This window comes from Nonomuraea deserti (genome assembly GCF_004348685.1).
Classification (GTDB): domain Bacteria; phylum Actinomycetota; class Actinomycetes; order Streptosporangiales; family Streptosporangiaceae; genus Nonomuraea; species Nonomuraea deserti.
The window spans coordinates 1-23,396 of the sequence record NZ_SMKO01000117.1; the positions used below are offsets into that span (position 1 = coordinate 1).

Here is a 23,396-nt window from a genome sequence, read left to right on the forward strand (position 1 = left end):
GTCCGGGGCGGACCGCCGGTGGGCTTGGACGTGTGCCGCGGCGGGGAGGGTCTGACGGGAGGGGGCTCCGCCAGGGACGGCTCCACGGGCCGTATGCGCGTCGGAGGGAGGCCCGGCGGGCGGCTCTGCCAGGTGGGCCGCGGGCCGGGCGACGGCGGCGGGCCGCCGGTCGGCGAGGGCATCAGGGGCGCGGGAGAGGGGATGACCAGGGGCGGCGGAAACACGGGCGACTCCGTGACGCCGAGCGGGCGCATGGTCGTGGCGTCGACGATGGGCAGCACGGTCACCGGGAGGTTCTTCGGCTCGCCCTGCCAGGGCAGCCTGATGCCGGGCGGCTCGCCCGTCGGGGGGAAGGCCGCCGTCGCGACGCCCGACAGGCCGCCGTTGTCCCTGCCGATCTGCTGGAAGATCACGGCTATCGCCACCACGGCCGCGACCGCCGCCAGCGCGCCTGCCAGCGCCTGAGGCCACCTTCCAGCGCCCTTGTCCGGGGAAACGGGAAACCCGGCGGCTCCCAGGCCGCTCGTCCGCCTGGCGACGTAGCGCCGGTAGGGCAGCAGCTCCGGGTCGCCGAAGCAGCTCAGCACCCTGACCCGCAGCGCCTCCGGCAGCGCCACGGCCGGCAGCAGCGCGTAGACCTTGGTGGCCGACACCTCGCGGGCGCGGTGGGGCGCGCAGGTCTCGCAGCGCGACAGGTGCCTGACCAGGTGCTCGCGCATCTCCTGGGTCAGCTCGCCGGAGAAGCCGGCGAGGATGCGGGCGCGCGCCGGGCAGTCGTACGGGCCCTTCCTGGCCAGGATCTCGGCCGCGAGCGCGCCGCCCAGGCGTTCGCGGGCCTCCTCCATGATCTGCTCCACCTGGCGCGGCGGGAGCGCGAGGACCTGGGCGAGCTCGGCAGCGGGCAGCTCGTGCCGGTAGGCCAGCTCCAGCGCCTCGCGGTCGGCCACGGGCAGGCCGTGGACCGCGTTCCACGCCATGACCCGCAGGTCGGCGTCGGCCGGGTCGTCCAGCGGCGGCGCCTCGGCCAGCGCCTGCGCGGGGCCGGGCGGGGCGCAGGCCCTGCGGCGCAGGCACTCGGCGCGGGCCAGCGCGTACAGCCAGGTGCGCAGCCTCTCCGGGTCGGCCAGCGCGTCCGCGTGCGCCTCGGCCGCGATCAGCGTGTCGCGGAGCGCCACCTGCGCGCTGTCACCACTCATGAGGAGGGACCAGCAGTAGCGGTAAATGCTCTCCGCGTGGGCGTCGTAGAGAGCGGCCACGGCGTCGGTGTCGCGGGCGCGAAGGGCTTCGACCAGAACGCGGTCATCCATGTGACCGAAGGTAATGGATCGGTAACTAGTAGTTCCACCATTTCCGCGCCGTTGGCATGGCTTGTCGGGCCGCACGTTCGGGTTCCTGATGAATAATCGCGAAGGCCCCCTGCACCCTTTTGCGGCCCTTATGACCAGAATTATCTACCTAAATCATTGCTTGTACTTGGAGACGATCTCGGTGCTCCGGTCCACCGCGAACGGCTCGGTCGTCGGCTTGACCGTGTGCACCGGCAGGGCGCCGCCGAGCGCCAGATCCTCGTAAGGGCGGCCGGTCGATCCCCAGGTCCGCGCCGTGATCTCGGTCTTGGCCACCTTGGCGCGCGCGGGCACCCCCGACACCGTGAGGATGAAGCGCGGCGGGCGGCCCGCTTTCACGTCGTCCACGAACGTGCTGCCGCCGGCCAGAAGTTTGCCTGTTTTGTCGCGCAGCAGCGCGTTGACGACGAGGCTGCTCGCCGCCGTTCGATAGGGATTATCCACATATCCAGTAATAAGGTATGAGCCGTCTTTCTGGCGCAATGTCTGAGTCCGGGTGATGGGAAACTCCCGGAACGCCGACGGGATGCGCGCCGCCAGCCGCCACTGGGCGGGACGGTACTGGATCGTCACCTTGGCCGGCCTCTTGGTGGCGGTGGCCTGGCCGGTGAAGGCCAGCGACCCGCCCGGCGGCACGGCGTCGAGCGGCTGGTCCATCCTGACCACCTCGGTGCCCTTCGTGTCGTGCCCGACGATCGTGGCCACCACGTGCTCGCCGAAATGCCACGGATTGGTGTTGCTGAGCACGCCGGCCCAGTTGACGGCGTATCCGTCGGCGGATTTGACGATATTGGAGACCTGCTCCTTGAGAGCGAGCGGCTTGAGCTCTTGTACGGGTTGTTCCTCGCTCGCGCACCCGGTGAGGCAGATCGCCCCGAGTGCGAGGAGGCTGACGGTTCGGCTACGCGGGATCACTTTGCCGTGATAACCCGTGCATGGGCACGGATGGCAGAGGACACGCGCCTGCCGTACCAAGTCTTTAACGCGGACGCACGACCCTGGACTCGTCCCAGACCGGCTCGGGCGACTCGTAGACCGTGCCGTCGGAGCCGAAGACCAGGAAGCGGTCGAAGTCTGTGGCGAACCAGCGGTCGTGGGTCACCGCCAGCACCGTGCCGTCGAACGCCTCCAGCCCCGCCTGCAGCGCCTCGGCGCTGGCCAGGTCGAGGTTGTCGGTCGGCTCGTCCAGCAGCAGCAGCGTGGCCCCCGACAACTCCAGCAGCAGGATCTGCAGGCGCGCCTGCTGCCCGCCCGACAGCGATTCGAAGCGCTGCTCCGCGACCCTGCCCGCCAGCTCGTAGCGGGCGAGCGTCTTCATGGCTTCGTTCTTCAGCCTGGCGTGCTCGGTCATGACGATGTCGACAGGGGTGCGGCCGAGCAGCTCGGGCCGGGCGTGCGTCTGGGCGAAGTGGCCAGGCACGACGCGGGCGCCCAGCCTGGCCACGCCCTCGTGGCGGACCTGCTCGCCCGCCAGCAGGCGCAGGAAGTGGGACTTGCCCGAGCCGTTGGAGCCGAGCACCGCGACGCGCTCGCCGTACCAGACCTCCAGGTCGAACGGGCGCATCAGCCCGCTGAGCTCCAGCCCTTCGCAGATGACCGCGCGCTTGCCCGTGCGGCCGCCCCGCAGGCGCATCTTGATGTTCTGCTCGCCGGGCGCCACCTCCGGCGGCCCCGCCTCCTCGAACTTGCGCAGCCGCGTCTGGGCGGCGTGGTAGGCGGGGGCCATGCCGTCGTTGTAGCGCGCTTTGTTCTTCAACATGTTGACCAGGGCTCTGAGCTTGGCGTGCTCTTCGTCCCAGCGCCTGCGCAGCTCGTCGAGCCGCTCGTTGCGGGCCTTGCGCGCCTCGGAGTAGGTGGCGAACCCGCCGCCGTGGATCCAGATGCCGCCCGACTCGACGGTGACGATCCGGTCGGCCGCGTTGGCCAGCAGCTGGCGGTCGTGGCTGACCAGCAGCACCGTCTTCGGCGTCTCCCTGAGCTGTTGCTCCAGCCATTCCTTGCCGGGCACGTCGAGGTAGTTGTCGGGCTCGTCGAGCAGCAGGGTCTGGTCGGGGCCGCGCAGCAGCGCCTCCAGGACCAGCCGCTTCTGCTCGCCGCCCGACAGGGTGGCCACGTCGCGATATTTCACCCGTTCGTACGGCACGCCGAGCGCGGCCACCGTACAGGTGTCCCAGAGCACCTCGATGTCGTAGCCGCCGGCGTCGGTGTAGTCGCCGATGGCCTGCGCGTAACGCATCTGCGTCTTCTCGTCGTCGCGCTCCATCATCGCCAGCTCGGCCTCGTCGAGCCGCTCGGCCGCCTGCCGCACGGCGGGCGGCGCGACGCCCAGCAGCAGGGCGCGCACGTCGCTGCCGTCGCGCACGCTGCCGATGAACTGGCGCATCACGCCCAGCCCGCCCGAGCCGGCCACGGTGCCCTCGACCGGCTGGAGGTCGCCGGCGATCAGCCGCATGAGCGTGGTCTTGCCGGCGCCGTTGGGCCCGACCAGCGCCGCCTTCACGCCTTCGCCGATCCGGAAGGACACGTCGTTGAGCAGGGGCCGCCCGTCGGGCAGCACGTATGTCAGGTGTCCTACTTCGACGTGGCCCATGCGCGCAGGCTATCGGGCCCGTTCGTGACGGAGCACCACGTTTTCCGGCCGCTCAGCCGGGCTCCCTCCTGGCGATGATGCCCCGCGCGATGTCGGGGGTTCCGGGTTCCGGCGAATGCCCGAGGACTCTGGACAGCAAGTGATCTAATGACTAGAACTGTAGGGAGCCTCCTCCCCTAGGACCAGTGATGACGCGATTCCGCTCTGCCCTCGCCCCCCTCGCCATCGCGTTGGCCGGCCTGACGGCCGTGCCGCAGCCGGTCTGGGCCGCGCCTCCCAAACCGGTGCCCTCGGCCGCACCGCAGGAGCAGCAGGCCACCGCCGCCTCCGAGTGCGCCCCGACCGTCGCGGGAGCCGCCACGAACGCCCGCCTGACCACGCTGTTCACCAACTACGGCAACGACAACGACCGCCTGGACGACTGGACGGGCGCCGACGGCACCTATTCGCTCAGACTGCCCGGCGGCAAGGAACTGTGGATCTTCTCCGACACCTTCCTCGGCCAGGTCAACCCCGACGGCTCGCGACCGCCCGTGGTCGAGGAGGGCGGCACGACCGTCTTCCTGAACAACACGTTCGCCGTCGAGCGCGACGGCAGGCTGTCCACGATCCACGACGGCACCGCCGAGAAGCCGACCGCCGTGATGCCGCCGCGCGACGAGGACCACTGGTTCTGGGCCGGCGACGCGACGCTGGCCGGCGGCGTCGTGGAGGTCACCTACCAGGAGTACGAGCGGTTCGGCGACGGCACGTGGGACTGGCGCTGGCACCGCAACGTGGTGGCCAGGTTCGCCCCTGGTCGGCTCGACGAGCCGATCAGCGTGCACGACCTGCCCTCGGGGCACGGCGTCTCGTGGGCCTCGGCGACCATGAAGGACGGCGGATACACCTACGTCTACGGCGTCGAGGACCTCGGGTCGCCGAAATACATGCACGTCGCCAGGGTCAAGGGGCAGAGCCTGCTGGGCCGCTGGGAATATCTCAAGGCCGACGGCACCTGGTCGCCCGACGAGGCCGACTCGGCGCGGGTGATGAGCGGGGTGGCGAACGAGTACAGCGTCAGCAAGGTCGGATCCGGATATGTCCTGATCACTCATGACACCACCGAGGCGCTCAGCCCGAACATCGTCGCCTACTCCTCCTGCTCCCCAGCCGGCCCCTTCACCGGCAAGCAGCACGTCTACACGACCCCCGAGACCGGCGGCGACATCTTCACCTACAACGCCCACGCGCATCCCGAGGTGGACGGCGACGGGCTCGTGATCTCGTACAACGTCAACAGCTTCGTGAACACCGACCACTACCGTGACGTGTCGATCTACCGGCCCCGATTCCTGGATGTGACGTTCGAGTGAGGCGTAACTGGGCGGCCCGCCTGCGGCACGTCACGATCGACGGGCTGCGGGCGGTCGTGCTGGAGAACGAACGGCTGCGCGTGACCGTCGTGCCGGACAAGGGCGGCGACGTGGTGGAGTTCCTGCACAAGCCCACCGACACCGACTTCGTCTGGCTCTCCCCGCAGGGCCTGCGCAGCCCGCGCGACCACCTCCAAGGAGCGGCCGACGACGTCGCCCAGTTCGTCGACCACTACGAGGGCGGCTGGCAGGAGGTCTTCCCCAGCGGCGGCGCGCCGAGCGAGTACCGGGGCGCGCGGCTGGCCCAGCACGGCGAGGTCTCGGGGTTGCCGTGGGAGTGCGAGGTCGTGGCCGACTCCGAGGAGGAGGTCGCGGTGCGGCTGCGCGTGCGTACGCGGCGGCTGCCGTACGCGGTGGAGAAGGTCTTCCGGCTGCGATCGGGCACGGTGGCGCTGGAGATCGAGGGGCGGGCCACCAACGAGTCGGGCCTCCCGCTGCACGCCATGTGGGGCCAGCACATCGTGTACGGCCTGCCGTTCCTGCGGCCGGGCGCCAGGATCAGGCTCCCCGAGGGCGTCACCGTGATCCCGCACGAGAGCGCGATCGGCCCCGGCGGGCGGCGGGTCCGGGCGGGCGGGCCCTGGCAGTGGCCGGTCGTGCCGGCGGACGGGGGCGGCGAGACGGACCTGAGCGTGGTGCCGGAGCGGGGCGCGCCGAGCGACATCGTGTATCTGACCGGCTTCGACGAGGGATGGTACGAGATTTCTGGGGACATCGGTATGCGGGTGGAGTGGGATGCGACGCTCCTGCCGTACCTGTGGATGTGGCACGAGCTCGGCGCGTCCACCGGCTACCCCTGGTGGGGACGGGTCTACACGGTCGGCCTCGAACCCTTCTCCAGCATGCCCACCGACGGCCTGGCCGCGGCCGTGGCCAACGGCACGGCCCTCACCCTGAACCCCCACGAGACGAAAGAACTGCGGTTGCGCGCGGAGGTGCTGGCATGAGCGAATTCGGCGGGAAAGTTGCGCTGGTCACGGGCGGGTCGATGGGCATCGGCCGGGCGGTGGTCGACCGGCTGGCCGACGGCGGGGCGTCCGTGGTCTTCTGCGGCGCCGACAGAAGCGCCGAGCTCGACACCGAGCACGTCGTCGGCAGGATCGCCGACGTCCGCAGCGCCGGCGCCATGCGCGACCTCGTGGACCTGACCGTGGCCAGGTTCGGCGGGCTCGACATCGTGGTGACGTGCGCGGGCGTGCAGCGCTACGGCACGGTCGAGGACACCCCTGAAGAGGTCTGGGACGAGGTGCTCGACATCAACCTCAAGGGCGTCTATCTCGCGTGCAAGGCCGCGGTGCCGAGGCTGCGGGCCCGCGGCGGCGGCTCGATCGTGATCATGTCGTCGGTCCAGGCGTTCTCCTCGCAGGCCCAGGTGGCCGCCTACACCGCGAGCAAGGCCGCGCTGAACGGCCTGACCAGGGCCATGGCGCTCGACCACGCGGCCGACGGGATCAGGGTGAACGTGGTCTGCCCCGGCTCGGTGGACACGCCGATGCTGCGCTGGGCGGCCGACCTGTGGCGCGGCGAACTGTCGCAGGAGGAGCAGGTGGCGCAGTGGGGCCGCTCCCACCCGCTGGGCCGCGTGGCCAGGCCCGAGGAGGTGGCCGAGATGGTGGCGTTCCTGGCGGGCCCGCGCGCGTCGTTCATCACCGGAGCCGAGCACCGCGTGGACGGCGGGCTGCTCGCCCAGAACCCGGCGGCGCTCCCGGAGTAGGTCGAGCGGAGACCACGGGTTCCTCCACCGGCGCACCAGAGCCGGCAACAGTTCCGCCAACGCGACGAAAGCCCAAGTCACAGGACTGATACGAGTGGGTCGGCGGGCCAGGGCACGCGCCCTTGCACGGGCGCGCAGCCCTTTCGGGATCGGCGAGTCACAACGACTCGTGTTCGATTCGGCACGCTAAGTTACCGAGGTCGAAAACGACTCACCGATCGAGGAGAGACCTGTGAGGCTATCCAGGAAGGCCGCCGGCATCGTCGCCGCGGCCGCGATGTTCACCGTGGTCGCCCCCGCGGCCACCGCGGTGGCGAGCCCCCGCTCGACCTGCTACGGCGGTCGTGTCTGCCTGTACGCGGGCTTCGACTACAACCGCGGCCAGATCGACCACTGGCGTGACTTCGTCAAGGACGACTCCAACCTGGCCGACAACAACTGGCTGAACTGGGACTTCAGCAACACCTGGCACAGCATGGACAACGAGACCAGCTCGGTCAGGAACCGGGTCGGTTGCAGCGCCACCCTCTGGCAGCACCCCGGCTACACCGGCGCACACAGCACGTTCACCCACAACTCGAACGACGGCTACCTGTCGAACAACGCCATCGGCAACAACCGCACCAGCGCGATCGACATCTGGTGCCGCTGAGAAATGACGGGAGTGCCGGTTTCCGGGCTTGGCCGCCGGAAACCGGTCGCCGCGGGCTCCTCGCGAGCACGCTGCTGCTGGTGGCGTCAGCCGCGGCCTGTGCCGCCGACGAGCCCGCGCCCGCGGCGCCCGACCAGGACACCAGCGCGATGACGCAGCTGGTGCTGCCGTTCGACGCCTACAAGACCACTCCCAAGCAGCGGGCCGTTCTGGGCAATGCCCACAACCATCTCGTCGTCCAGTGCATGCGCGAGCGGGGCAGCACCGTCACCCCACCCGCCGAGGACGCCGACGCGATCGCCGCGGTGGATCCCGGCAACTCCCGCCGCTACGGTGTCACGGACATCGAGGCGGCCAAACAGTACGGCTACCACCTGGCCAGGCCGCCCTCTCCCGACACGACCGGCGCGTGGGCCGCCAAGCTGCCCAAGCCGGTCCGCCACCGCCTGTACGGCACCGCCGCCGACCGCGGCTGCCTGGACCGCGCCACGCAGGCCCTGGACAAGGGCGCGCGCAAGGCGGACTGGCCGTGGTTGTCGTTGCAGGACTCGCTCACGCTGGAGCAGGCGGCCAAGGACCCCACGGTGAAGGAGGCGGTCAGGCGCTGGCAGTCGTGCATGAGCCAGAACGGCCACTCCTACCCGTCGCCGGAGGCGGCCATCGCCGACAGCCGCTGGAACCTGGACGAACCGGAGATCACCGAGGAGGAGAAGCAGACGGCGACCGCCGACACCCGGTGCAAGTGGTCGTCGGGCCTCGTGCTGGCCTGGTACGGAGCCGACGCCGAACTGCAACAGGACGTGATCGCCGACAATCCCGGGCGGTTCGCCGCGCTCCGCGCCAACCTCAAACAGCGGCTGAAACGGGCGTCAAACCTGCTGGCCCAGCACAAAAGCGGCGAGGTCGGCTGACTGGCGCACCCTGCTGGGCTCGTGGACGTACATCATGTGGCCGGCCTCGTAGTACCTGAACTCGACGTTGGCGGCCAGCTCCGCGGGCACCGGCAGGTGGGCGAGGGCGTGCTCGGCGGCGTAGTACGGAGTCGCCCCGTCGTGGTAGCCGCAGGCCACGTGCACGCGCAGGTGCGGGTTGGCGCGCATGGCGGCGGCGAGCTTGTCGGTGACGGTGACGTGCGCGCCCTCGAACTCCTTGTACGACCACGGGTAGACCCGCGAGGTGAGCACCTCGTACGGCAGGTCGCTGGCGTAGCCGAGCTCCGTGCGCAGGTAGTGGTTGAGCGCGGCGCTGAACGGCCCCATGATCGCGTTGGAGCTGGGGTCGGCGAAGAAGTGCTCGCGCCCCGCGTCGGGGTCCCAGCCGGTGAAGCGCCCGTCGAGGCGGCCGACGACCTGGCGGCGCGGGCGCAGCAGCTCGGTGAAGAACCGGATGTGCTCGATCCGCAGGTTCACGCGGTCGACGTAGTCCTCGCTGAGGCCCGTCAGCGCGGCGATCCTGGCCACGGCGGACGCGCGCTCATCGGCGGTGAGCCGGCTGCCGCGGGCCAGCGCCCACGGGTAGTCGCGCTCGGCGAACTCCTCGGCCTCGCGCAGCACGTCGGCCAGCGGCCGGTCGCCGTGCAGCCCGTGGTAGTGGGCGATGGCCGCGTAGGTCGGCAGGTAGAGGGCGTGGGCCAGGTCGTTGCCCTCGTTGAACTCGCCGGTGATGAAGTCGAGCACCGAGGAGATCAGCATCACGCCGTTGAAGTACATGCCGTAACGCGACTGCAGGTGCTCGGCCAGCCCGGCCGCCCTGACCGTGCCGTACGACTCGCCCGCCAGGAACTTCGGCGACATCCACCGCGCGTTCCTGGTGGTCCACAGCCTGATGAGCTCGCCGACGGACTCCAGGTCGCCGGTGAAGCCGTGGTACGGCTCCGCCTTCTCCCCCTCGGCCGCCCGCGAGTAGCCGGTGGAGACCGGGTCGATGAAGACCAGGTCGCTCACCGCCAGCAGGCTCTCCTCGTTGTCGGCCAGGCCGTACGGGGGAGGCAGGAGCGCGCCCGCGTCCCCCATGACGACCCGGCGCGGCCCGAGCACGCCCAGGTGCAGCCACACGCTCGACGAGCCGGGACCGCCGTTGAAGGCGAACGTCACCGGCCGGCTCAGCGGGTCGGCGCCGTCCAGCGTGTACGCGGTGACGAACATCTCCGCCTTGGGGCGCAGGCCGTCGAAGGTGCCGTCGGTGAAGACCTCCTCGCGCAGCACCATCGTGCCGGCGGCGGCGGTGTACCTCTCCCCTGACGGCAGGGCGTGGGACGTGGTGACCAGGTTGTCGGCGGGCGGAGCGGGCCGCGAGGGTTCAGACATACCGCACCATTATGGTGCTACGTCCACGGACGACACGGTGGGGTCGGCGAAGCGCGCGTTGGGCACGGTCGCGTACCAGCCGGGCCGGCCGGGGTCGCGGTCGTACGGGTAGCCGCCCATCTCGCGGTAGAGCTCGGCGTATCGCGCCACCCGTTCCCTGTCGAGCCGCACGCCCAGCCCCGGACCGTCCGGCACGGCGATGGCGCCCTCCGAGTACGCCATCTTGCCGCCCTCGATCACGTCGTCGCGCAGCTGGTGGTAGTGCGCGTCGGCGGAGTAGGTGAGGTTCGGCAGCACCGCGCCGAGGTGCAGCATGGTCGCGAGCTGGATGCCGAGCTCGCCCGACGAGTGCACGGCCACCCCGATCTGGAACGTCTCGCACACCCCTGCCGCCTTGACGCACGGCCGGATGCCGCCCCAGAAGGTCGTGTCGAGCAGCACCACGTCGGCGGCCCTGCGCAGCACGTTGGAGGCGAGCTGCTCGAAGTTGACCACGACCGTGTTGGTCGCCAGCGGCACCCTGACCTGCTCGCGCACGGCCCTGAGCCCTTCGAGCCCCCAGACCGGGTCCTCCAGGTAGTCGTTGTTCAGCCCTTCGATGGCCCGGCCGAAGCGCAGGCCCTCCGCCACCGACAGCACGGCGTTCGGGTCGTACCTGAGCCGGTCGCCGGGGAACGCCTCGCCCAGCGCCCGGTAGCACTCCAGCTCGTAGTCCGGCGGGAACACGCCGCCCTTGAGCTTGTGCACGGTGAACCCGTGCGCCGCCTTGAGCTCCGCGGTGTGCGCGACGAGCTGGTCGGGTGTGCGGATCTCGGCGTGGCCCGCGGCCGCGTACCTGAAGAACAGGTAGGAGGCGAACGGGACGGCGTCGCGGACGCGCCCGCCCAGCAGGTCGCTGGCGGGCACACCCAGGTGCTGCCCGATGAGGTCGACGCAGGCGAACTCGATGGCGGCCAGCAGCTGGGTCCTGTTGTTGTAGAGCGAGGCCGTCGGGTTGGCGATCTTGAAGCGCAGCGCCTCCAGCTGGAAGGGATCATGATCTTTCAGGTACGGCATGAGCGCGCGGAACGCCGACTCCGCGCTCTCGCCGCCGCCGCCCATCTCCCCCAGGCCGATCAGCCCGTTGTCGGCCTCCACCTCGACGATCGTGCGGACGAACCGCCCCCAGTGCGCGCCGTTGCTGTGCCGCAGCGGCGCTTCGAGCGGGACCGCGACCGTCGTGGCCCTGATGTCAACGATCTTCACGCGCACGTCCCCCAGACGACGGCCACCCCGCAGGCGGGCAGCCGTACCTTGACCGACTCGTCCACCGGCTCCTCCGCGACGCCCGCCCCGCGGGCCGAGCGCAGGCCCGGCAGCGTGACCGTCGCCTCGACCGGCTCGGCGGCCAGCGACTGGAGCCGCACCACGCGCTCGTCACCCGACCGCCCGAGCGACGTGACCAGCACGTCGGGATGGTCGACGGAGACGTACGTCTCGGTGGCGGCGGGGCCGTCGTCGATCAGCGCGCCGACGAACGGCTCGGTCAGCCCCGCAGCCGCCGCCGCGCCGAGCCGCCTGCCCCCGACACCGGTCTGACCCGTCGCCGAGTCCGCGACGGCCTCGCTCGTCACCGCGTAACGGAACGTGGTCTCGCCCTGCTGCTGGGCTGGGAAGTTCGTGTCCCAGATGTTGTTGAGCGCCCACGAGTAGACCGTGCCGTCCTCCTGGTCGAGGGTCGGCGGGAACGGCGCGTACGGCATGTGGATGGTGCCGAGCTGCACCAGCGGCGCTTCCAGCGTGGCCCAGGCGATGGTCAGCTCGGGGTCCTCGAACGCGATCCAGTGCCTGATCGGCAGCATGTACTCGGCCGAGCCGGGCACCCGCGGCACGTCGGGGCCGCCGACGCCGCCGGTCAGCTCCCAGGCCGTGGCCTGGCCCGCGGCGAACGGGAAGGCCAGGAAGACCGCTTCCTTGGAGGGGGTGCCCTGCTTGGCGAGCTGGTAGGTCAGGTCGACCCTGGGCACGCCGTTGTGCAGCTCGATCGTGGTGCGCAGCCAGTCGACGCCCTTGGCCTGCAGCTCCACGACGAGCTTCTCGCCCACGGCGGTGCGCTGGACCTCGGTGATGACGGCGTTCCTGCCGATGGCGCGGTCGCCGAGGAGGGTGCGGTCATGCGACCCCACGTGTCCAGACATGTGGTTGAAATGCGGGGCCGTGGCGTACTGGTCGTAGACGTACTGGCCGAAGCCGGCCGCGGCCTCGCCGTTGACCAGCTCGCGGCCCGCCCGCTTGTCGAAGATCGAGCTGACGTAGCCCTCGCGCACGTCGTACGCCACACGGTAGAACTCGTTCTCGATCACCCCGTCCAGGCCCAGCTCGACCGGCTCGGGCGCCTGGGTCTCGCCGGCCACGACGTCGAGGCGGGCGTAGCCGTACCCCGGGACGTCCTGGACGACCGCGTGCACGTGCCGCCCGATCGGCCGGGTCGGCCAGTCCACCGGGTCGACCAGCTCCTCGTGGTGCGGGAGCGTCTGCCCGGTCCGCGCGTCCACCAGCGCGATCGGCACGTCCACGCCCACCACGTCCCTGGGCAGGAACGCGCGCACAACGTCGGTGCGCCCCCGCGTACCGGGATTGAAGACGGCGAACGCGGCCAGCGCGCCGCCCGCTGGCCGCTCGTCACCGGCCCCCGTCAGAGCGGCGGCGAACCTGCGGGTCGCGGCGTGCAGCAGGTCGGACGCGTCGTCCTGGGCCTGGTAGGCGCCCGACGACTTGCGCGTCCACTGCAGGCCGCCCGAGTCGCCGGCCTCCTCGGCGTCCTCCCACGGGTTGGCCGCGCCCCAGGTGTGCTCGTTGAACAGGGCGACCTTGTCGTAGGCCGCGTCGATCTGCTCGGTGGCGTCCTCGCCGGCCAGCGTGTGCAGCGTCTCGGCGACCCGCAGCGCCGACTGGGCCCTGCGCACGTAACCGAGCGGGCGCGCGCCCGAGCCGAGCCCGTCGGCCCACCAGTCGGTCCAGTCGCCCTCGTGCACGGAGAGCCGGTCGAGGTAGCGCTCCTCGACGTGCTCGAAGAAGTCCTTGTTGGCGGCCGAGCGCAGGCGCGGGTAGGCCCACTTCTCGTTCCACCTGCGGGCGATCGACGCCGGCACGATCGACGGGCCCGCGTTGTCGGCGTGCGCGCCCTGCACCCGCAGGTGCAGCACGTCCAGCTCGTACGGCTCCTTGGGCGCGTCGGGCCCCTGCCAGCCGAACGTGCCGGGACCGTACGGGTAGCCCCGCGTGGCCAGCGCCGACAGGTAGCGCGGCAGCAGGTCGTCGGCCAGCTCGTACGAGTCGGTCAGCCCGACCGTGTTGCCCTCCATGTACGCCATGCCGTGCGGCGTGTCGGTGAACCACACGATGACCTCGTTGCCGCTCGGCGCCCGCCACCGGAACGGCCTGGTCAGCTTGTCGCCGCCGTGCAGGTAGGGCACCGACCGGCCGGCCCAGTTGTGGGCCGCCGCCAGGTAGCGCACGCCGTGCGCGCTGAGCGCGTCGACCAGGCCGACGACCGCGCCGGGCACGTCGGTGTGCATCGCGGACGTGGTGGCGAAGCCGTACCTGTCCTTGAGCTGGGAGGTGAAGCGGAGCTGCCGGTGCAGCTCCTCGGTCGAGCACGCCTCGGTGTGCAGCTGGAACGGCAGCGCGGTCACCTCGATGACGCCCTCGCGGGCCCGCGCGGCGAACGACTCCACCATCTCGGGCGGCCGCGCGTCGAGCCACTTCAGCGCCGGCATCGACGACTCGACGCTCCACCGGAACTTGGCGTCGTCCGGCCAGGACGCGGTCTCCTCGGCCAGCCGCAGGGCCGCGTCCAGGTAGTCGAGGTGGTGGCGGAGCACCGTGCCCTGCGGGTCGGTGTAGCCGATGTCCAGGTGTGAGTGGTGCACGACGAACACGCTCCACTTGCGCTGCGGCGTCACCGTGATCTGGGCCGAGCCGACCAGCCCCGCGTCGTCGCGGCACTCCAGCGTCAGCTCGCGCGGCGCGTCCACCTCCGGCACCAGCAGCGTCACGTCGCTGCCCGCGGCGCTGTCCACGTCCACCAGCGTGTGCTTGAGCGGCTGGGTGCTGGACACCCTGACCGCCTGGCGGCCGTCGTGGGTGAACAGCGGCAACACCGAGACCCGCACCTCCAGCCCGCGCACGCTGATCACCGGTGTCGAGGTGTCGTCGCGCAGCGCCTGCCTGATCCCGTCATAGTCGGGACTGCCCAGGCTCCGCTGGAGCAACCGGCTCGTCATCAAACACTCCCTAGAGACAGGCCTCTGGCGAAGAGGCGCTGGGTGGCGAGGAACAGCACGACCGTCGGCAGCGAGACCACGAGGCCCGCCGCCAGGCCGACGGGCACCGGGGTTCCGGCGTACACGTCGGTCATGAGCCCGGCGATGGCGGTCATCACGGGCCGCACCTCCTCGGTCTGCGTCAGCGTCAGGCCGAAGATGAGGTCGTTCCAGATGAAGGTGAACTCGAGGATGAACACGGCGGTCAGCGCGCTGGCCGAGATCGGCAGGTAGATGCGCCAGAAGACGCGCCACGTGGAGGCGCCGTCCATCCGCGCGGCCTCGAAGATCGAGAAGGCCACGCCGGAGTAGAAGTTGCGCAGCACGAACGCGGCCAGCGGCACGTTGATCGCCGTGTAGATGAGGATCATGCCGAGCCTGGAGTCGTACAGGCCGGCGTCGCTGTAGCCGACGAAGAGCGGCACGAGCAACATCTGCGAGGGGAAGATGGTGCCGCCGAAGATCAGCAGGAACCACCAGAACCCGTACCTCAGCCGCAGCACCACGATCGTGTAGCCGGCCAGCGCGCCCACGAGCACGCCGAGCAGCGGCGAGACGACGCTGTAGAGCGCGGTGCTGGCCAGGCTCTGGGTCAGGTCGGCGCTGTCGAGCGCCCGCCCGAAGTTCTCGAACAGCGCGAAGTCGCCGGACGGCACCCACGCGCTGCCCGGATCGTACGAGCCGGCCGGGCGCGCGGCGTTGACCAGCAGCAGGTACGTCGGACCGAGCCAGACCAGCCCGAGCACGACGAGCACGGCACGCCTGATCATGTCGCGGTCACCTGCCTCTTGAGATAGAGGTACGACGCCAGCCCCGTGACCACGGTCAGCATCACCGCGACCGCCGACCCGTAGCCGTAGTCGCTGGCCACGAACGTCTCCTTGTACATCGTCACCGCCAGCGTCTCGGAGTTGCGGCCGGGCCCGCCCTGCGTCAGCACCCACACGATGTCGAACGTCTTGAGCCCGGCCACCAGCGCGAGCCCCACCACGACGGCCGTCAGCGGCCTCATCAGCGGCCAGATGACGTGCCGGAACAGCCGCCACCCCGAGGCCCCGTCCAGCCGCGCGGCCTCGATGGGCTCCTTCGGGATCGACTGCAGGCCCACCACGAACAGCAGCGTGTTGACGCCGAGCTGCTGCCACGTCCAGACCAGCAGCATGGCGACCGTGTTGGCGGGCGCGTCCTGCAGGAACGCGGTGTCCACGCCGAGCATCAGGTTGGCGATGCCGCCGTGCGACAGGATCGGGCTCCACACCATGGCCAGGCCCGCGCCGCTCAGCGCGTACGGCAACATGAACGGCAGGCGGTACCACGCGCCGCGCTTGAGGTCGTACGACAGCACCGCCACCAGCAACCCGAGCCCGACCGGCAGCACCATGGTGCCGGCCACCCAGATCAGCGTGTTGCGGGTCGAGGTGAGCAGTGCCGGGTCGGCGAACAGCTTGGTGAAGTTGCGCAGGCCGACCCACGCGGGCGGCTCCAGCCCGTCGTAGCGGGTCAGGCTGAGGTAGGCCGTCCACACGAACGGCGCGTAGAGCAGCCCCGCCACCAGGAGGGCGGCCGGGGCGACGTAACCGTGCTTGAATCGGCCGAGCAGGGGAGCGCGCGTGTTCATGGCCTCACTCCGTGAGGCGGGCTCGGTCGCCTGGATGCCGCCGCCTTCCCCCGTCGCTCTGGTCTCTGCGCTCCCGGCGCTCCTCCTCCAGCCGACGGCGCTCCCTCGCTCACTGATGCGTGCTCCAGTACTCGTCGGCGGCCTGCTGGATGGTCTCCAGGACCTCCTTGTACGAGCCCGGCTCGGTGACGAACTTGCTGAACCCGTCGAGCGCGGCCGTCAGCACGGGCGGCGGCGTGGCCTCGAAGTAGCGGTTGACCAGGCGGTATTTCCCGTTGCCCGCGTCCTTGGTGACGGCGCCGAGCGCCTTGTCGTCGATCTCCACCTTCGGGTTGGCGCTCACGTCACCCCGGCTGGTCGCCCACTTCTTCTGGGCCTCGGCGGTGGTCCACCACTTGAGGTATTTCGTGCTGGCGTCGGGGTCGGCGGCCTCGGTCAGCGAGCACAGCGGCCCGCTCTCGAAGATCATCGACGTCTTGGGCAGCGCGGGGTTGACGTTGGGGATGACGAAGAAGTCGTAGTCCTCGCCGGCCTTCAGGTTGCGCTGGGTCATGCTGGTGTTGAACCAGCTGCCGGACGACACCATCGCGGCCTTGCCGTTCTTCAGCACGTCGCCGGGGTCGGTCTTGTCACCCGGGTTGATGAAATATCCGGCGTCGATCAGCTGCTTCCACTTCTCCATCACCTGCACCACGCCCGGGTCGGTGTACTTCGCCTTGCCGGTGGACAGGCGGTCGTACAGGTCGGGGTCGGTGCCGGCCAGGAGCTGCTCGAACCAGACGAAGGAGAACAGCACGCTGGTGTGGTAGAAGGCCTTCACGCCGTTCTGCTTCAGCGTGTCGGCGACCTCGATCAGGTCGTCCCACGTCTCCGGGGGCTTCAGGCCGTGCTTGGCGAAGATCTTCTTGTTGTAGAACATGCCCCAGTAGGCGACGTTCATCGGCACGCAGTACTGCTTGCCGCCGATCGTGTAGTAGGGCATGAGGTCTTTCGACAGGTCGCCGTTCTTGATCGCCTCCTGCCAGATGGCCGAGGTGTCGGCCACCTGCTTCTGCTTGACGATCTGCTCCAGCATTCCCCCGGTCTGCCAGGTGAACAGGTCAGGCTTGACGTCGGTGCGGAACGACGCCTTGATGAACGCCTGATATTGGGCCGAGTCGGTGTATCCCGTCGGCTTGATGCTCAGGCCGACGCTCTGCTTGGACAGAGCACTCATCTCGTCGAAGTACTTCGTCCACGCGCCCTTGTCGTTGTACAGCGTCAGCTCGGTCTTCTTCTCCCGCGGCGCGTCGGCGCCGTTGCCACCGCAGGCGGTCAGGACGAGCGCCGCCACGCCGAGCGTGACCACACGTGACCGGAACATGGCCGGCCTCCTTGTTTCCATCGGGGGTTCAACCGGGGGGTTCAACCCGGGGGGTGCAACCTGTGCTCTATGACCGTCCTGACCTCGACCAGATGGGCCCGCATGCGCTCCTCGGCCTGAGCCGCGTCGCGCGCCTCGATGGCCTCCAGGATCGCCAGGTGCTCTTCGTAGTCACGGCGCCGGTCGTCGAAGATCTGCAGGATCTCCCGCTGCTCCGGCCCGTGGACGAGGAGCAGCGAATCGACGACCTCGTGGAGCACGCTGTTGCCCGCCATCCGCGCGGTCGCCCGGTGGAAGGACATGTTCGCCTCGTGCAGCTCGGCGTCGTCGCCGCGCAGGTGCCGGCACGCCCTGTCGAGCACCCCCTTGAGCACGGCGAGCTCCTCGCCCTCCGCGTTCTGCGCGGCCATCGCGGCCAGCGGCGGCTCGATGACGATCCGCGCCCCGAGCAGCTCGACGAGCTGGGCCGCGTGCACCTCGCGCATGTTGGGGTTGGGCAGGACCAGCCGCTCGATGGCGGCGCCGACGTAGATGCCGGACCCGTGCCGCAGCTCGATGGCGCCGGTGGCCTCGAGCCTGCGCAGCGCCTCGCGCAACGTCGGGGTGGTGACGGCGAAGCGCTGGGAGAGCTCCCTGGTCGAGGGCAGCCTGTCGCCTGGCCGGTGCCCGCCCTTGCGGATGAGCTCCAGCATGCGCTCGGTGAGAGCGTCGGAAAGCGTGGGCCGCGTTACCTCGGACATATCAAGTGATCTAATCACTTATTCCCATCGGCGTCTACGCGGTGAGCGAATTTCGCGTGAAAGGGTGCGGCCGTCACCCGTCGAGCAGGTCCCGCATCATGGCGATCTGCGCCGTACGCGAGACCCGCACCTGGCCCGCCCACTTCTGGACGGCCGGGTCGGCCCCGTCCGCCACTTCCGTGGCCGCCATCCGCACGGCGTCGCCCTGGTGCTCGATGAGCAGGTCGAGCAGGTCGCGCTCGAAGTCAGCCGACCGCCTGAGCGCCTGGATCTGCTTGACGTCGGTCTCCGGCATGCCGCCGTGGTGGTCGTGCGCGCCCGCGGCGGCGGTGAGCGGCTGGTCCCAGGAGTGCAACCAGCGCAACATCATCTCGACCTCGTCCTGCTGCGTGCTCCCGATGGCCTCGGTCAGCGTTCTGAGCTGGGGCGTGGTGGCCCGGGAGGTGCCCACCTCGGCGATCTCGATGCCCTGCCGGTGGTGCGGCACCATCATCTGCACGAACATCACGTCCGCGGCGTTGACCGGGACGTCCGGGGTCTCCTGCCCGCAGCCGACCGCCAGCAGGAGAATCAGCGCCGCCAAGACCTGCCTCACCGGCCGCTCCAATCCTTTAGGAAACCTTCCTAAAGGATTGAGGGCCGGCGCGCAAGGGTCACACCACCTGGTGGCGGAGGTAGACGACGCCGGAGTCGAACGCCCTGCTCTCGACCAGGCGGGTTCTGACCGAGGCGGCGAGTTCCGGGAAGAACCGCTTGCCCTGGCCCAGCACGACCGGGTGCATGAGCAGCTGGAACTCGTCGACCAGGCCGAGCCGCACCAGGCTGTGCGCCAGCGTCGCCCCGCCCACCTCCAGGTCGCCGCCGTCCTGCCGCTTCAGCCTCGTGACCTCCGCCTCGAGATCGCCCGTCATGAGCGTGCTGTTCCAGCCCACCTCGGTGAGCGTCCTGGAGAAGACGTATTTCGGCATGGCCCGCCAGACCCGCGCGAAGTCGGCGACGATCGGCGGGGCGTCCGGTTGCTGGTCGGCCGTGGGCCAGTAGGCGGACATGTTCTCGTACAGGCGCCTGCCGTAGAGGGCTCCCCCCATGCCGCGCGCCATGTCGTTGCAGAACGCGTGCACCTCGTCGTCGGGGGCGGTCCAGCCGATGTCGCCGCCGGGAGCCTCCACGTAGCCGTCGAGCGACACCATCATGCAGTAGATGACTTTTCGCATGCCTGTAGAGACCTCCGGAGCCGGCGGAACTCATCTCATTTGAGGTGGGCGGCCGTCATTTGAGGTGGGCGGCCGTCATTTGAGGTGGGCGGCCGTCATTTGAGGTGGGCGGCCGTCCAGCAGTCTTTCACGCCGGGCCCGCCGCAGGTCCGCAGGGCGTCGAGGGCCTTGCCGAGATCCGCGGTCCTCGCGTTGTCCGGGTCGTTGGTCTCCTGGTCGGGGTCGGCGACCGTGTCGTAGTACTCGGGCTTCGGCTCGCCCTCGTACTCGACGTACAGGTCGCCCGCGGTGCGCACGGCGGCGTACGTGGGCGGCTGGGAGTTGCCCGCCTTGAGGCTGTCGGCGTCGGGATCCGGCGCGCCCGGCGCCTTCGGGTCCGGCTTGACGTGCTCGATCAGCGCCGCGTCACGCCAGTCCTTGACCTTGCGGCCCTGGATGAGGGGCAGCAGGCTGCGGCCGTCGCGGCTGTCGCGCACCGCCGGATCGGCCCCCGCCAGGTCGAGGAAGGTCGCGAACAGGTCGACGTTCTGGGCCACCGCGCCGGTCACGAGGTCGCCGTGCCGCCCCGCCGCCGGCCGCCTGACCAGCAGCGGCACCCGTACGTCGTGGTCGTAGGCGGTGGACTTGCCGCGCACCAGGCGGTGCTGGCCGAGGTGGAAGCCGTTGTCGCTGGTGAAGACGACGTACGTGGTGCGCTTCTCCTCGTCCGTCAGCGTGGACAGGACGCGCTCCACCATGTCGTCGACCGACTGCACCATGCGGATCCGGTTGCGGAAGTCCTTGCGCAGTTCCTTGACGAGCTTCGGCGCGAGCTTGTCGCGCCGCACCCAGGACGGCTTGTCGGCGGTGTCCTCGTTGAAGGCGGGCAGCGTGAACACGTCGATGGAGTCGCAGTCGGTGCCGCCGCAGTCGCCGTTCGGGAACTCCCCGGCCGGCCACTGGGTCTTCGGCCGGTCACGACGCGCCGGCGGGAAGCGCGGCTCCTTCTCGCCCGGCTTGACGCCGACCCTGGAGTGCGGCGAGAACGGCGAGACCTGGAGGAAGAACGGCTCGCCCGGCGCGTGCTCGCGGGAACGCTCGATGAACCGCGCCGCCCGCTGCCCGAGCACGTCCACCAGATATCTGCCGCCGGAGGGGTCGAGCGGCTTGTCGTCCGCCGTCTCCTCCTTGATGTAGCGGGTGAGCTCGTACCTGAACTCGTTGTAGCCGCCGCCACCCGCGACGTGCCACTCGTCCCAGCCGGCCGGCACCTTGTAGCCGGCGCCCACCGGATACTCGTTGATGTACTTGCCCAGGTAGCCGGTCCGGTAGCCGGCCTGGTCGAGCGCGACGGCGTACGTGCGGCTCTCGTGCTTCTCGAACGCCTGGTAACCGCCGCCGTCGGAGCCCTTGTTCGTCTCCACGCCGGTGTTGTGCGGGAACTGGCCGGTGAACATGGAGGCCCGCGAGGGGCAGCAGAGCGAGTTGGACACGTAGTAGTCGGTGAACGTCGTGCCGTTCCTGGCCAGGCCGCTCACGGTGTCCATGTAGGGGAGCAGGTCGGCTGACATGTCGTCGACCAGGAAGAAGATGATGTTCGGTTGCCGGGGCTCGGCCACCGCGCCGGCGCCCGCCTGGGACGACGCCATGGTCGTCCCGAGGACGACGGCCAGCGCCACCGCCAGGGCTCTCCGGAGGTTAGCGGTCACGGACATGACTGCCTCTTTTACCAGTATGGGAGATCAATGTTGCGACGAACGCTAATGTCTTATTTACCGGCTGATCAATAGCTCTGTGGCCTGTCCTTACGCATCCTCAACAGATCCTCAACCCGTCGCCGCCTACGTTCGGCCATGCGGAGCACTGATCCGCAGCAGGCCTTAGAACGCGGTGGGAGGTTTCACGATGGAAGCTCACCGACCGCGGGCCACGATCACTACGATGGCCTCCATGGTGGGCGGGTGGAATCTGCGGACCCGGCTGTTATGGCTGTCATCGGTGCTCTTGCCGGTCGTGGTGTCGGTGGCCGCCAACCAGGTGCTCAACGACGGCGTGTGGAGCGGCCCTTGGATCGCCTGCACCATCGTGGCGGCGGTGTCGGCCGCGCTGGTCGTCGAACGGTTCGGGCGCGTGCTCGCCCCCTCCCCCGGGAACGTCACCGACACGATGCGGGTCCTCGCCGACCTCGTCAAAGAGCGGTGGAGCGACGAGGTGGTGACGCGTTCGCTGAGCGATCCGCCCATTCCGGTCTCCTGGCACATGACCCGCCGTGCCAAGCTCATGGATCATCCGCACCTGATCACCGACCGTGAGCCGGCGGTTGCGGGCCGTTCGGACGACATCGAGGCGTTCGCCGTCGCCTTCCGCTCGCTGCGCCGACGCCGCCTGGTCATCACCGGGGGCCGGGGCACGGGCAAGACCACCCTGGCCATCCAGTTGATGCTGGAACTCATTCGCACGCGTACCGACGACGAGCCGGTCCCGGTGCTCCTGCCCGTCGCCGACTGGGACACCGAGGTCCACCCCCGGTTCCAGGACTGGGTGGCCGAGCGCGTGCGCACCGACTACGCCGCCCTGCGCACACCGGGCAACAAGCAGGACGGCGCCGACGTCCTGGCGGCCCGTGGCGCGATCCTGGCCGTGCTCGACGGGCTCGACGAACTGCCCGAGCCCGCCCGCGCCAAGATGATCGCGAAACTGTCCGGCACGCTCATGGAACGCGATCAGCTGATCATCACGTCGCGCACCACCGAGTACGGCGACGCGGTCACCGCAGCGCGGCGCCCGCTCAAGGCGGCCGCCGTCATCGCGCCCAAGAAGCTGGGTCGCGACATCGCGGCGGACTACCTGAGCGCCCATCTGCCCGCGCTCTCCGCGTCCCCGGCGTGGACCACGGTCCTGCGCGCACTGAAGGAGGGCACCGCGCCGGCTCTGGCCGAGGTCACCTCAACCGCCCTGGGCCTGTGGATGGTCCGGGCCGTCTTCATCGACCGGCCGGACGCCGACCCGGCACCGCTGGTCACCGAATACGCCGACGACGTGGCCGCCCTGCGCGCCCATTTGCTCGACAACCTCCTCGACGCGCTGCTGACCGCGCGCGCCGGGATCAGACCCACGACCTGGGACCCGGCCAGGATCACCGAATGGACGCGGCGGCTGGCCCGCCTGCAGGACGAAGCCGACGGTCCTGACCTAGCCTGGTGGCGGCTGACCGACCAGGCGCTGCCCGCCTCCCGGACACAGCGCGCGCTCGCCCGTACCTGGATCGGCGCTCTGAGCGGGCTGGCGTTCGCGCTCCCCGCCGCGCTGACCGCCACGCTGACCTATGGGCCGGCCTTCGGCGCCGCCTTCGGCCTCTGCTACGGCCTGTCCGCGACGCAGGCCGCCCGAACCCCTGACTTCGCACCGCTGCGCGTGCGGCAACGGCTGCGGGACTTCACCCGCGGCCTGCTGTCCGACGTGGGAAGGATGGCCATCATCATGCCGGCCGGCCTCGGCCTGCCGTTCGTGGTCTACGCCCTGGTGGCGCATGGCTGGAAGCTGGGCCTGGCCAGCCTGTTCTCGGCGCTCGGCCTCGGCTGGGTGAGCGTGCGGATGATGCGGCAGCAGGACAAGACGCCCGCCCGGCCGGACGAGAACCGGCTCCCGCCGTTCACCGCCGCCGTCACCCCGCAGTCCACCTGGCGGGTCAACCGGAGCCTCGTGGGCGTGCACGTGATGAACGCCCTGCTCCTGGGAGCGATCGTCGGCTTCGCCGTCGACTTCATGAACGAGGCGTCCCTCGTGCCGCCTCCCACGTCCCCGCTCGCGCACGCGGGGATGGGCGTCGTCTTCGGCGTCGCGTTCGGCATGGTGAACAAACGCCAGCACATGTGGCTGATGTCCACCGTCGCCCTGATGCACCTCGGGCCATCGGGCCGGCTGCCGTTCCGCTTGATGCGCTTCCTGCACGAGCTGCACCACCTGGGCGTCCTGCGGACCGTGGGCCCCTTCTACCAGTTCCGCCACGCCGAACTGCACGATCATCTTGCCGCCGCCAAGGCGCCCGGCCACTCCCCTTGACCGGGCACCGGATTTGTCGGTGCCGCCCGCAAGCCTTGCCTCCATGCCGACACCAGACCTCGCCCCCATCTCCTCCTACTGGGACGCGACGGC

19 protein-coding genes are annotated in these 23,396 nt (G+C 70.2%); 6 read left to right on the forward strand and 13 right to left on the reverse strand.

Annotated elements, in window-relative coordinates:
• The 3 genes from E1292_RS32295 to E1292_RS32305 all read right to left on the reverse strand — a co-directional run.
• On the reverse strand, positions 1-1,307 hold a 1,307-nt coding region (locus E1292_RS32295; RefSeq protein ID WP_132599766.1), incomplete at its 3' end, for an RNA polymerase sigma factor.
• 153 nt (positions 1,308-1,460) lie between these two features.
• Positions 1,461-2,321, reverse strand: coding sequence for a hypothetical protein (locus E1292_RS32300; RefSeq protein ID WP_246090487.1), 861 nt, complete (start codon positions 2,319-2,321; stop codon positions 1,461-1,463).
• 4 nt (positions 2,322-2,325) lie between these two features.
• Positions 2,326-3,936 (reverse strand): ABC-F family ATP-binding cassette domain-containing protein, encoded by a 1,611-nt coding sequence (locus E1292_RS32305; protein WP_132599769.1) that lies wholly within the window; start codon positions 3,934-3,936, stop codon positions 2,326-2,328.
• A gap of 188 nt (positions 3,937-4,124) precedes the next feature.
• Here E1292_RS32305 and E1292_RS32310 point away from each other — a divergent pair, with 188 nt between their 5' ends.
• From E1292_RS32310 to E1292_RS32330, 5 genes are all read left to right on the forward strand, one after another.
• Positions 4,125-5,291, forward strand: a complete 1,167-nt coding sequence (locus E1292_RS32310) for a DUF5005 domain-containing protein (protein WP_132599772.1) — start codon at positions 4,125-4,127, stop codon at positions 5,289-5,291.
• Positions 5,288-6,298 carry a DUF4432 family protein gene (locus E1292_RS32315; protein ID WP_132599775.1) on the forward strand — a complete coding sequence of 337 codons (1,011 nt, stop codon included), beginning with the start codon at positions 5,288-5,290 and terminating at the stop codon, positions 6,296-6,298. The genes E1292_RS32310 and E1292_RS32315 overlap by 4 nt, the downstream gene beginning before the upstream one ends.
• Complete coding sequence (locus tag E1292_RS32320; protein ID WP_132599778.1) at positions 6,295-7,065, forward strand: SDR family NAD(P)-dependent oxidoreductase; 771 nt, start codon at positions 6,295-6,297, stop codon at positions 7,063-7,065. The genes E1292_RS32315 and E1292_RS32320 overlap by 4 nt, the downstream gene beginning before the upstream one ends.
• 232 nt (positions 7,066-7,297) lie before the next feature.
• Entirely contained in the window at positions 7,298-7,717 is a 420-nt protein-coding gene (locus tag E1292_RS32325; protein ID WP_132599781.1) for a peptidase inhibitor family I36 protein, read from the forward strand.
• A gap of 80 nt (positions 7,718-7,797) precedes the next feature.
• Positions 7,798-8,628 carry a hypothetical protein gene (locus E1292_RS32330; RefSeq protein WP_132599784.1) on the forward strand — a complete coding sequence of 277 codons (831 nt, stop codon included), beginning with the start codon at positions 7,798-7,800 and terminating at the stop codon, positions 8,626-8,628.
• On the opposite strand, the gene E1292_RS32335 is transcribed toward E1292_RS32330, so the two are convergent.
• From E1292_RS32335 to E1292_RS32380, 10 genes are all read right to left on the reverse strand, one after another.
• A complete protein-coding gene (locus tag E1292_RS32335; RefSeq protein ID WP_132599787.1) occupies positions 8,587-10,023 on the reverse strand; it encodes a S10 family peptidase in 1,437 nt (478 codons plus the stop codon). The two genes, E1292_RS32330 and E1292_RS32335, sit on opposite strands and share 42 nt — an antisense overlap.
• 9 nt (positions 10,024-10,032) lie before the next feature.
• A complete protein-coding gene (locus E1292_RS32340) occupies positions 10,033-11,268 on the reverse strand; it encodes an enolase C-terminal domain-like protein (RefSeq protein ID WP_132599790.1) in 1,236 nt (411 codons plus the stop codon).
• The gene (locus E1292_RS32345) at positions 11,265-14,288 is read right to left on the reverse strand and encodes a glycoside hydrolase family 38 N-terminal domain-containing protein (protein ID WP_132599793.1); all 3,024 of its coding nucleotides are present in this window, start codon (positions 14,286-14,288) and stop codon (positions 11,265-11,267) included. Before E1292_RS32345 ends, E1292_RS32340 begins: the two co-directional genes overlap by 4 nt.
• Complete coding sequence (locus E1292_RS32350) at positions 14,288-15,097, reverse strand: carbohydrate ABC transporter permease (protein WP_132599796.1); 810 nt, start codon at positions 15,095-15,097, stop codon at positions 14,288-14,290. The genes E1292_RS32345 and E1292_RS32350 overlap by 1 nt, the downstream gene beginning before the upstream one ends.
• Positions 15,094-15,945 (reverse strand): carbohydrate ABC transporter permease, encoded by an 852-nt coding sequence (locus tag E1292_RS32355; RefSeq protein WP_246090488.1) that lies wholly within the window; start codon positions 15,943-15,945, stop codon positions 15,094-15,096. Before E1292_RS32355 ends, E1292_RS32350 begins: the two co-directional genes overlap by 4 nt.
• Positions 15,946-16,054: 109 nt before the next feature.
• A complete protein-coding gene (locus E1292_RS32360; RefSeq protein WP_132599799.1) occupies positions 16,055-17,308 on the reverse strand; it encodes an ABC transporter substrate-binding protein in 1,254 nt (417 codons plus the stop codon).
• Positions 17,309-17,349: 41 nt separating this feature from the next.
• A complete protein-coding gene (locus E1292_RS32365) occupies positions 17,350-18,048 on the reverse strand; it encodes a FadR/GntR family transcriptional regulator (protein WP_132599802.1) in 699 nt (232 codons plus the stop codon).
• Positions 18,049-18,121: 73 nt separating this feature from the next.
• Entirely contained in the window at positions 18,122-18,643 is a 522-nt protein-coding gene (locus tag E1292_RS32370; protein WP_132599805.1) for a DUF305 domain-containing protein, read from the reverse strand.
• Between the two features lie 58 nt (positions 18,644-18,701).
• The gene (locus tag E1292_RS32375) at positions 18,702-19,262 is read right to left on the reverse strand and encodes a dihydrofolate reductase family protein (RefSeq protein ID WP_132599808.1); all 561 of its coding nucleotides are present in this window, start codon (positions 19,260-19,262) and stop codon (positions 18,702-18,704) included.
• 95 nt (positions 19,263-19,357) lie between these two features.
• Complete coding sequence (locus E1292_RS32380) at positions 19,358-20,956, reverse strand: sulfatase family protein (protein WP_220447162.1); 1,599 nt, start codon at positions 20,954-20,956, stop codon at positions 19,358-19,360.
• A gap of 226 nt (positions 20,957-21,182) precedes the next feature.
• Between E1292_RS32380 and E1292_RS32385 the strand changes: the two genes are divergently transcribed.
• Positions 21,183-23,303: an NACHT domain-containing protein gene (locus E1292_RS32385; protein ID WP_165974850.1), complete on the forward strand. Its 2,121-nt coding sequence runs from the start codon at positions 21,183-21,185 to the stop codon at positions 23,301-23,303.
• The last annotated feature ends 93 nt before the right edge of the window (positions 23,304-23,396 follow it).

Bases quoted from the DNA above. Each gene is read 5' to 3' on its own strand.
- E1292_RS32385 (WP_165974850.1), top strand. From the start codon at position 21,183: ATGGCCTCCATGGTGGGCGGGTGGAATCTGCGGACCCGGCTGTTATGG.
- E1292_RS32375 (WP_132599808.1), bottom strand. From the start codon at position 19,262: ATGCGAAAAGTCATCTACTGCATGATGGTGTCGCTCGACGGCTACGTG.
- E1292_RS32320 (WP_132599778.1), top strand. From the start codon at position 6,295: ATGAGCGAATTCGGCGGGAAAGTTGCGCTGGTCACGGGCGGGTCGATG.
- E1292_RS32380 (WP_220447162.1), bottom strand. From the start codon at position 20,956: ATGTCCGTGACCGCTAACCTCCGGAGAGCCCTGGCGGTGGCGCTGGCC.
- E1292_RS32345 (WP_132599793.1), bottom strand. From the start codon at position 14,288: ATGACGAGCCGGTTGCTCCAGCGGAGCCTGGGCAGTCCCGACTATGAC.
- E1292_RS32310 (WP_132599772.1), top strand. From the start codon at position 4,125: ATGACGCGATTCCGCTCTGCCCTCGCCCCCCTCGCCATCGCGTTGGCC.
- E1292_RS32355 (WP_246090488.1), bottom strand. From the start codon at position 15,945: ATGAACACGCGCGCTCCCCTGCTCGGCCGATTCAAGCACGGTTACGTC.
- E1292_RS32305 (WP_132599769.1), bottom strand. From the start codon at position 3,936: ATGGGCCACGTCGAAGTAGGACACCTGACATACGTGCTGCCCGACGGG.
- E1292_RS32335 (WP_132599787.1), bottom strand. From the start codon at position 10,023: ATGTCTGAACCCTCGCGGCCCGCTCCGCCCGCCGACAACCTGGTCACC.
- E1292_RS32365 (WP_132599802.1), bottom strand. From the start codon at position 18,048: ATGTCCGAGGTAACGCGGCCCACGCTTTCCGACGCTCTCACCGAGCGC.
- E1292_RS32350 (WP_132599796.1), bottom strand. From the start codon at position 15,097: ATGATCAGGCGTGCCGTGCTCGTCGTGCTCGGGCTGGTCTGGCTCGGT.
- E1292_RS32360 (WP_132599799.1), bottom strand. From the start codon at position 17,308: ATGTTCCGGTCACGTGTGGTCACGCTCGGCGTGGCGGCGCTCGTCCTG.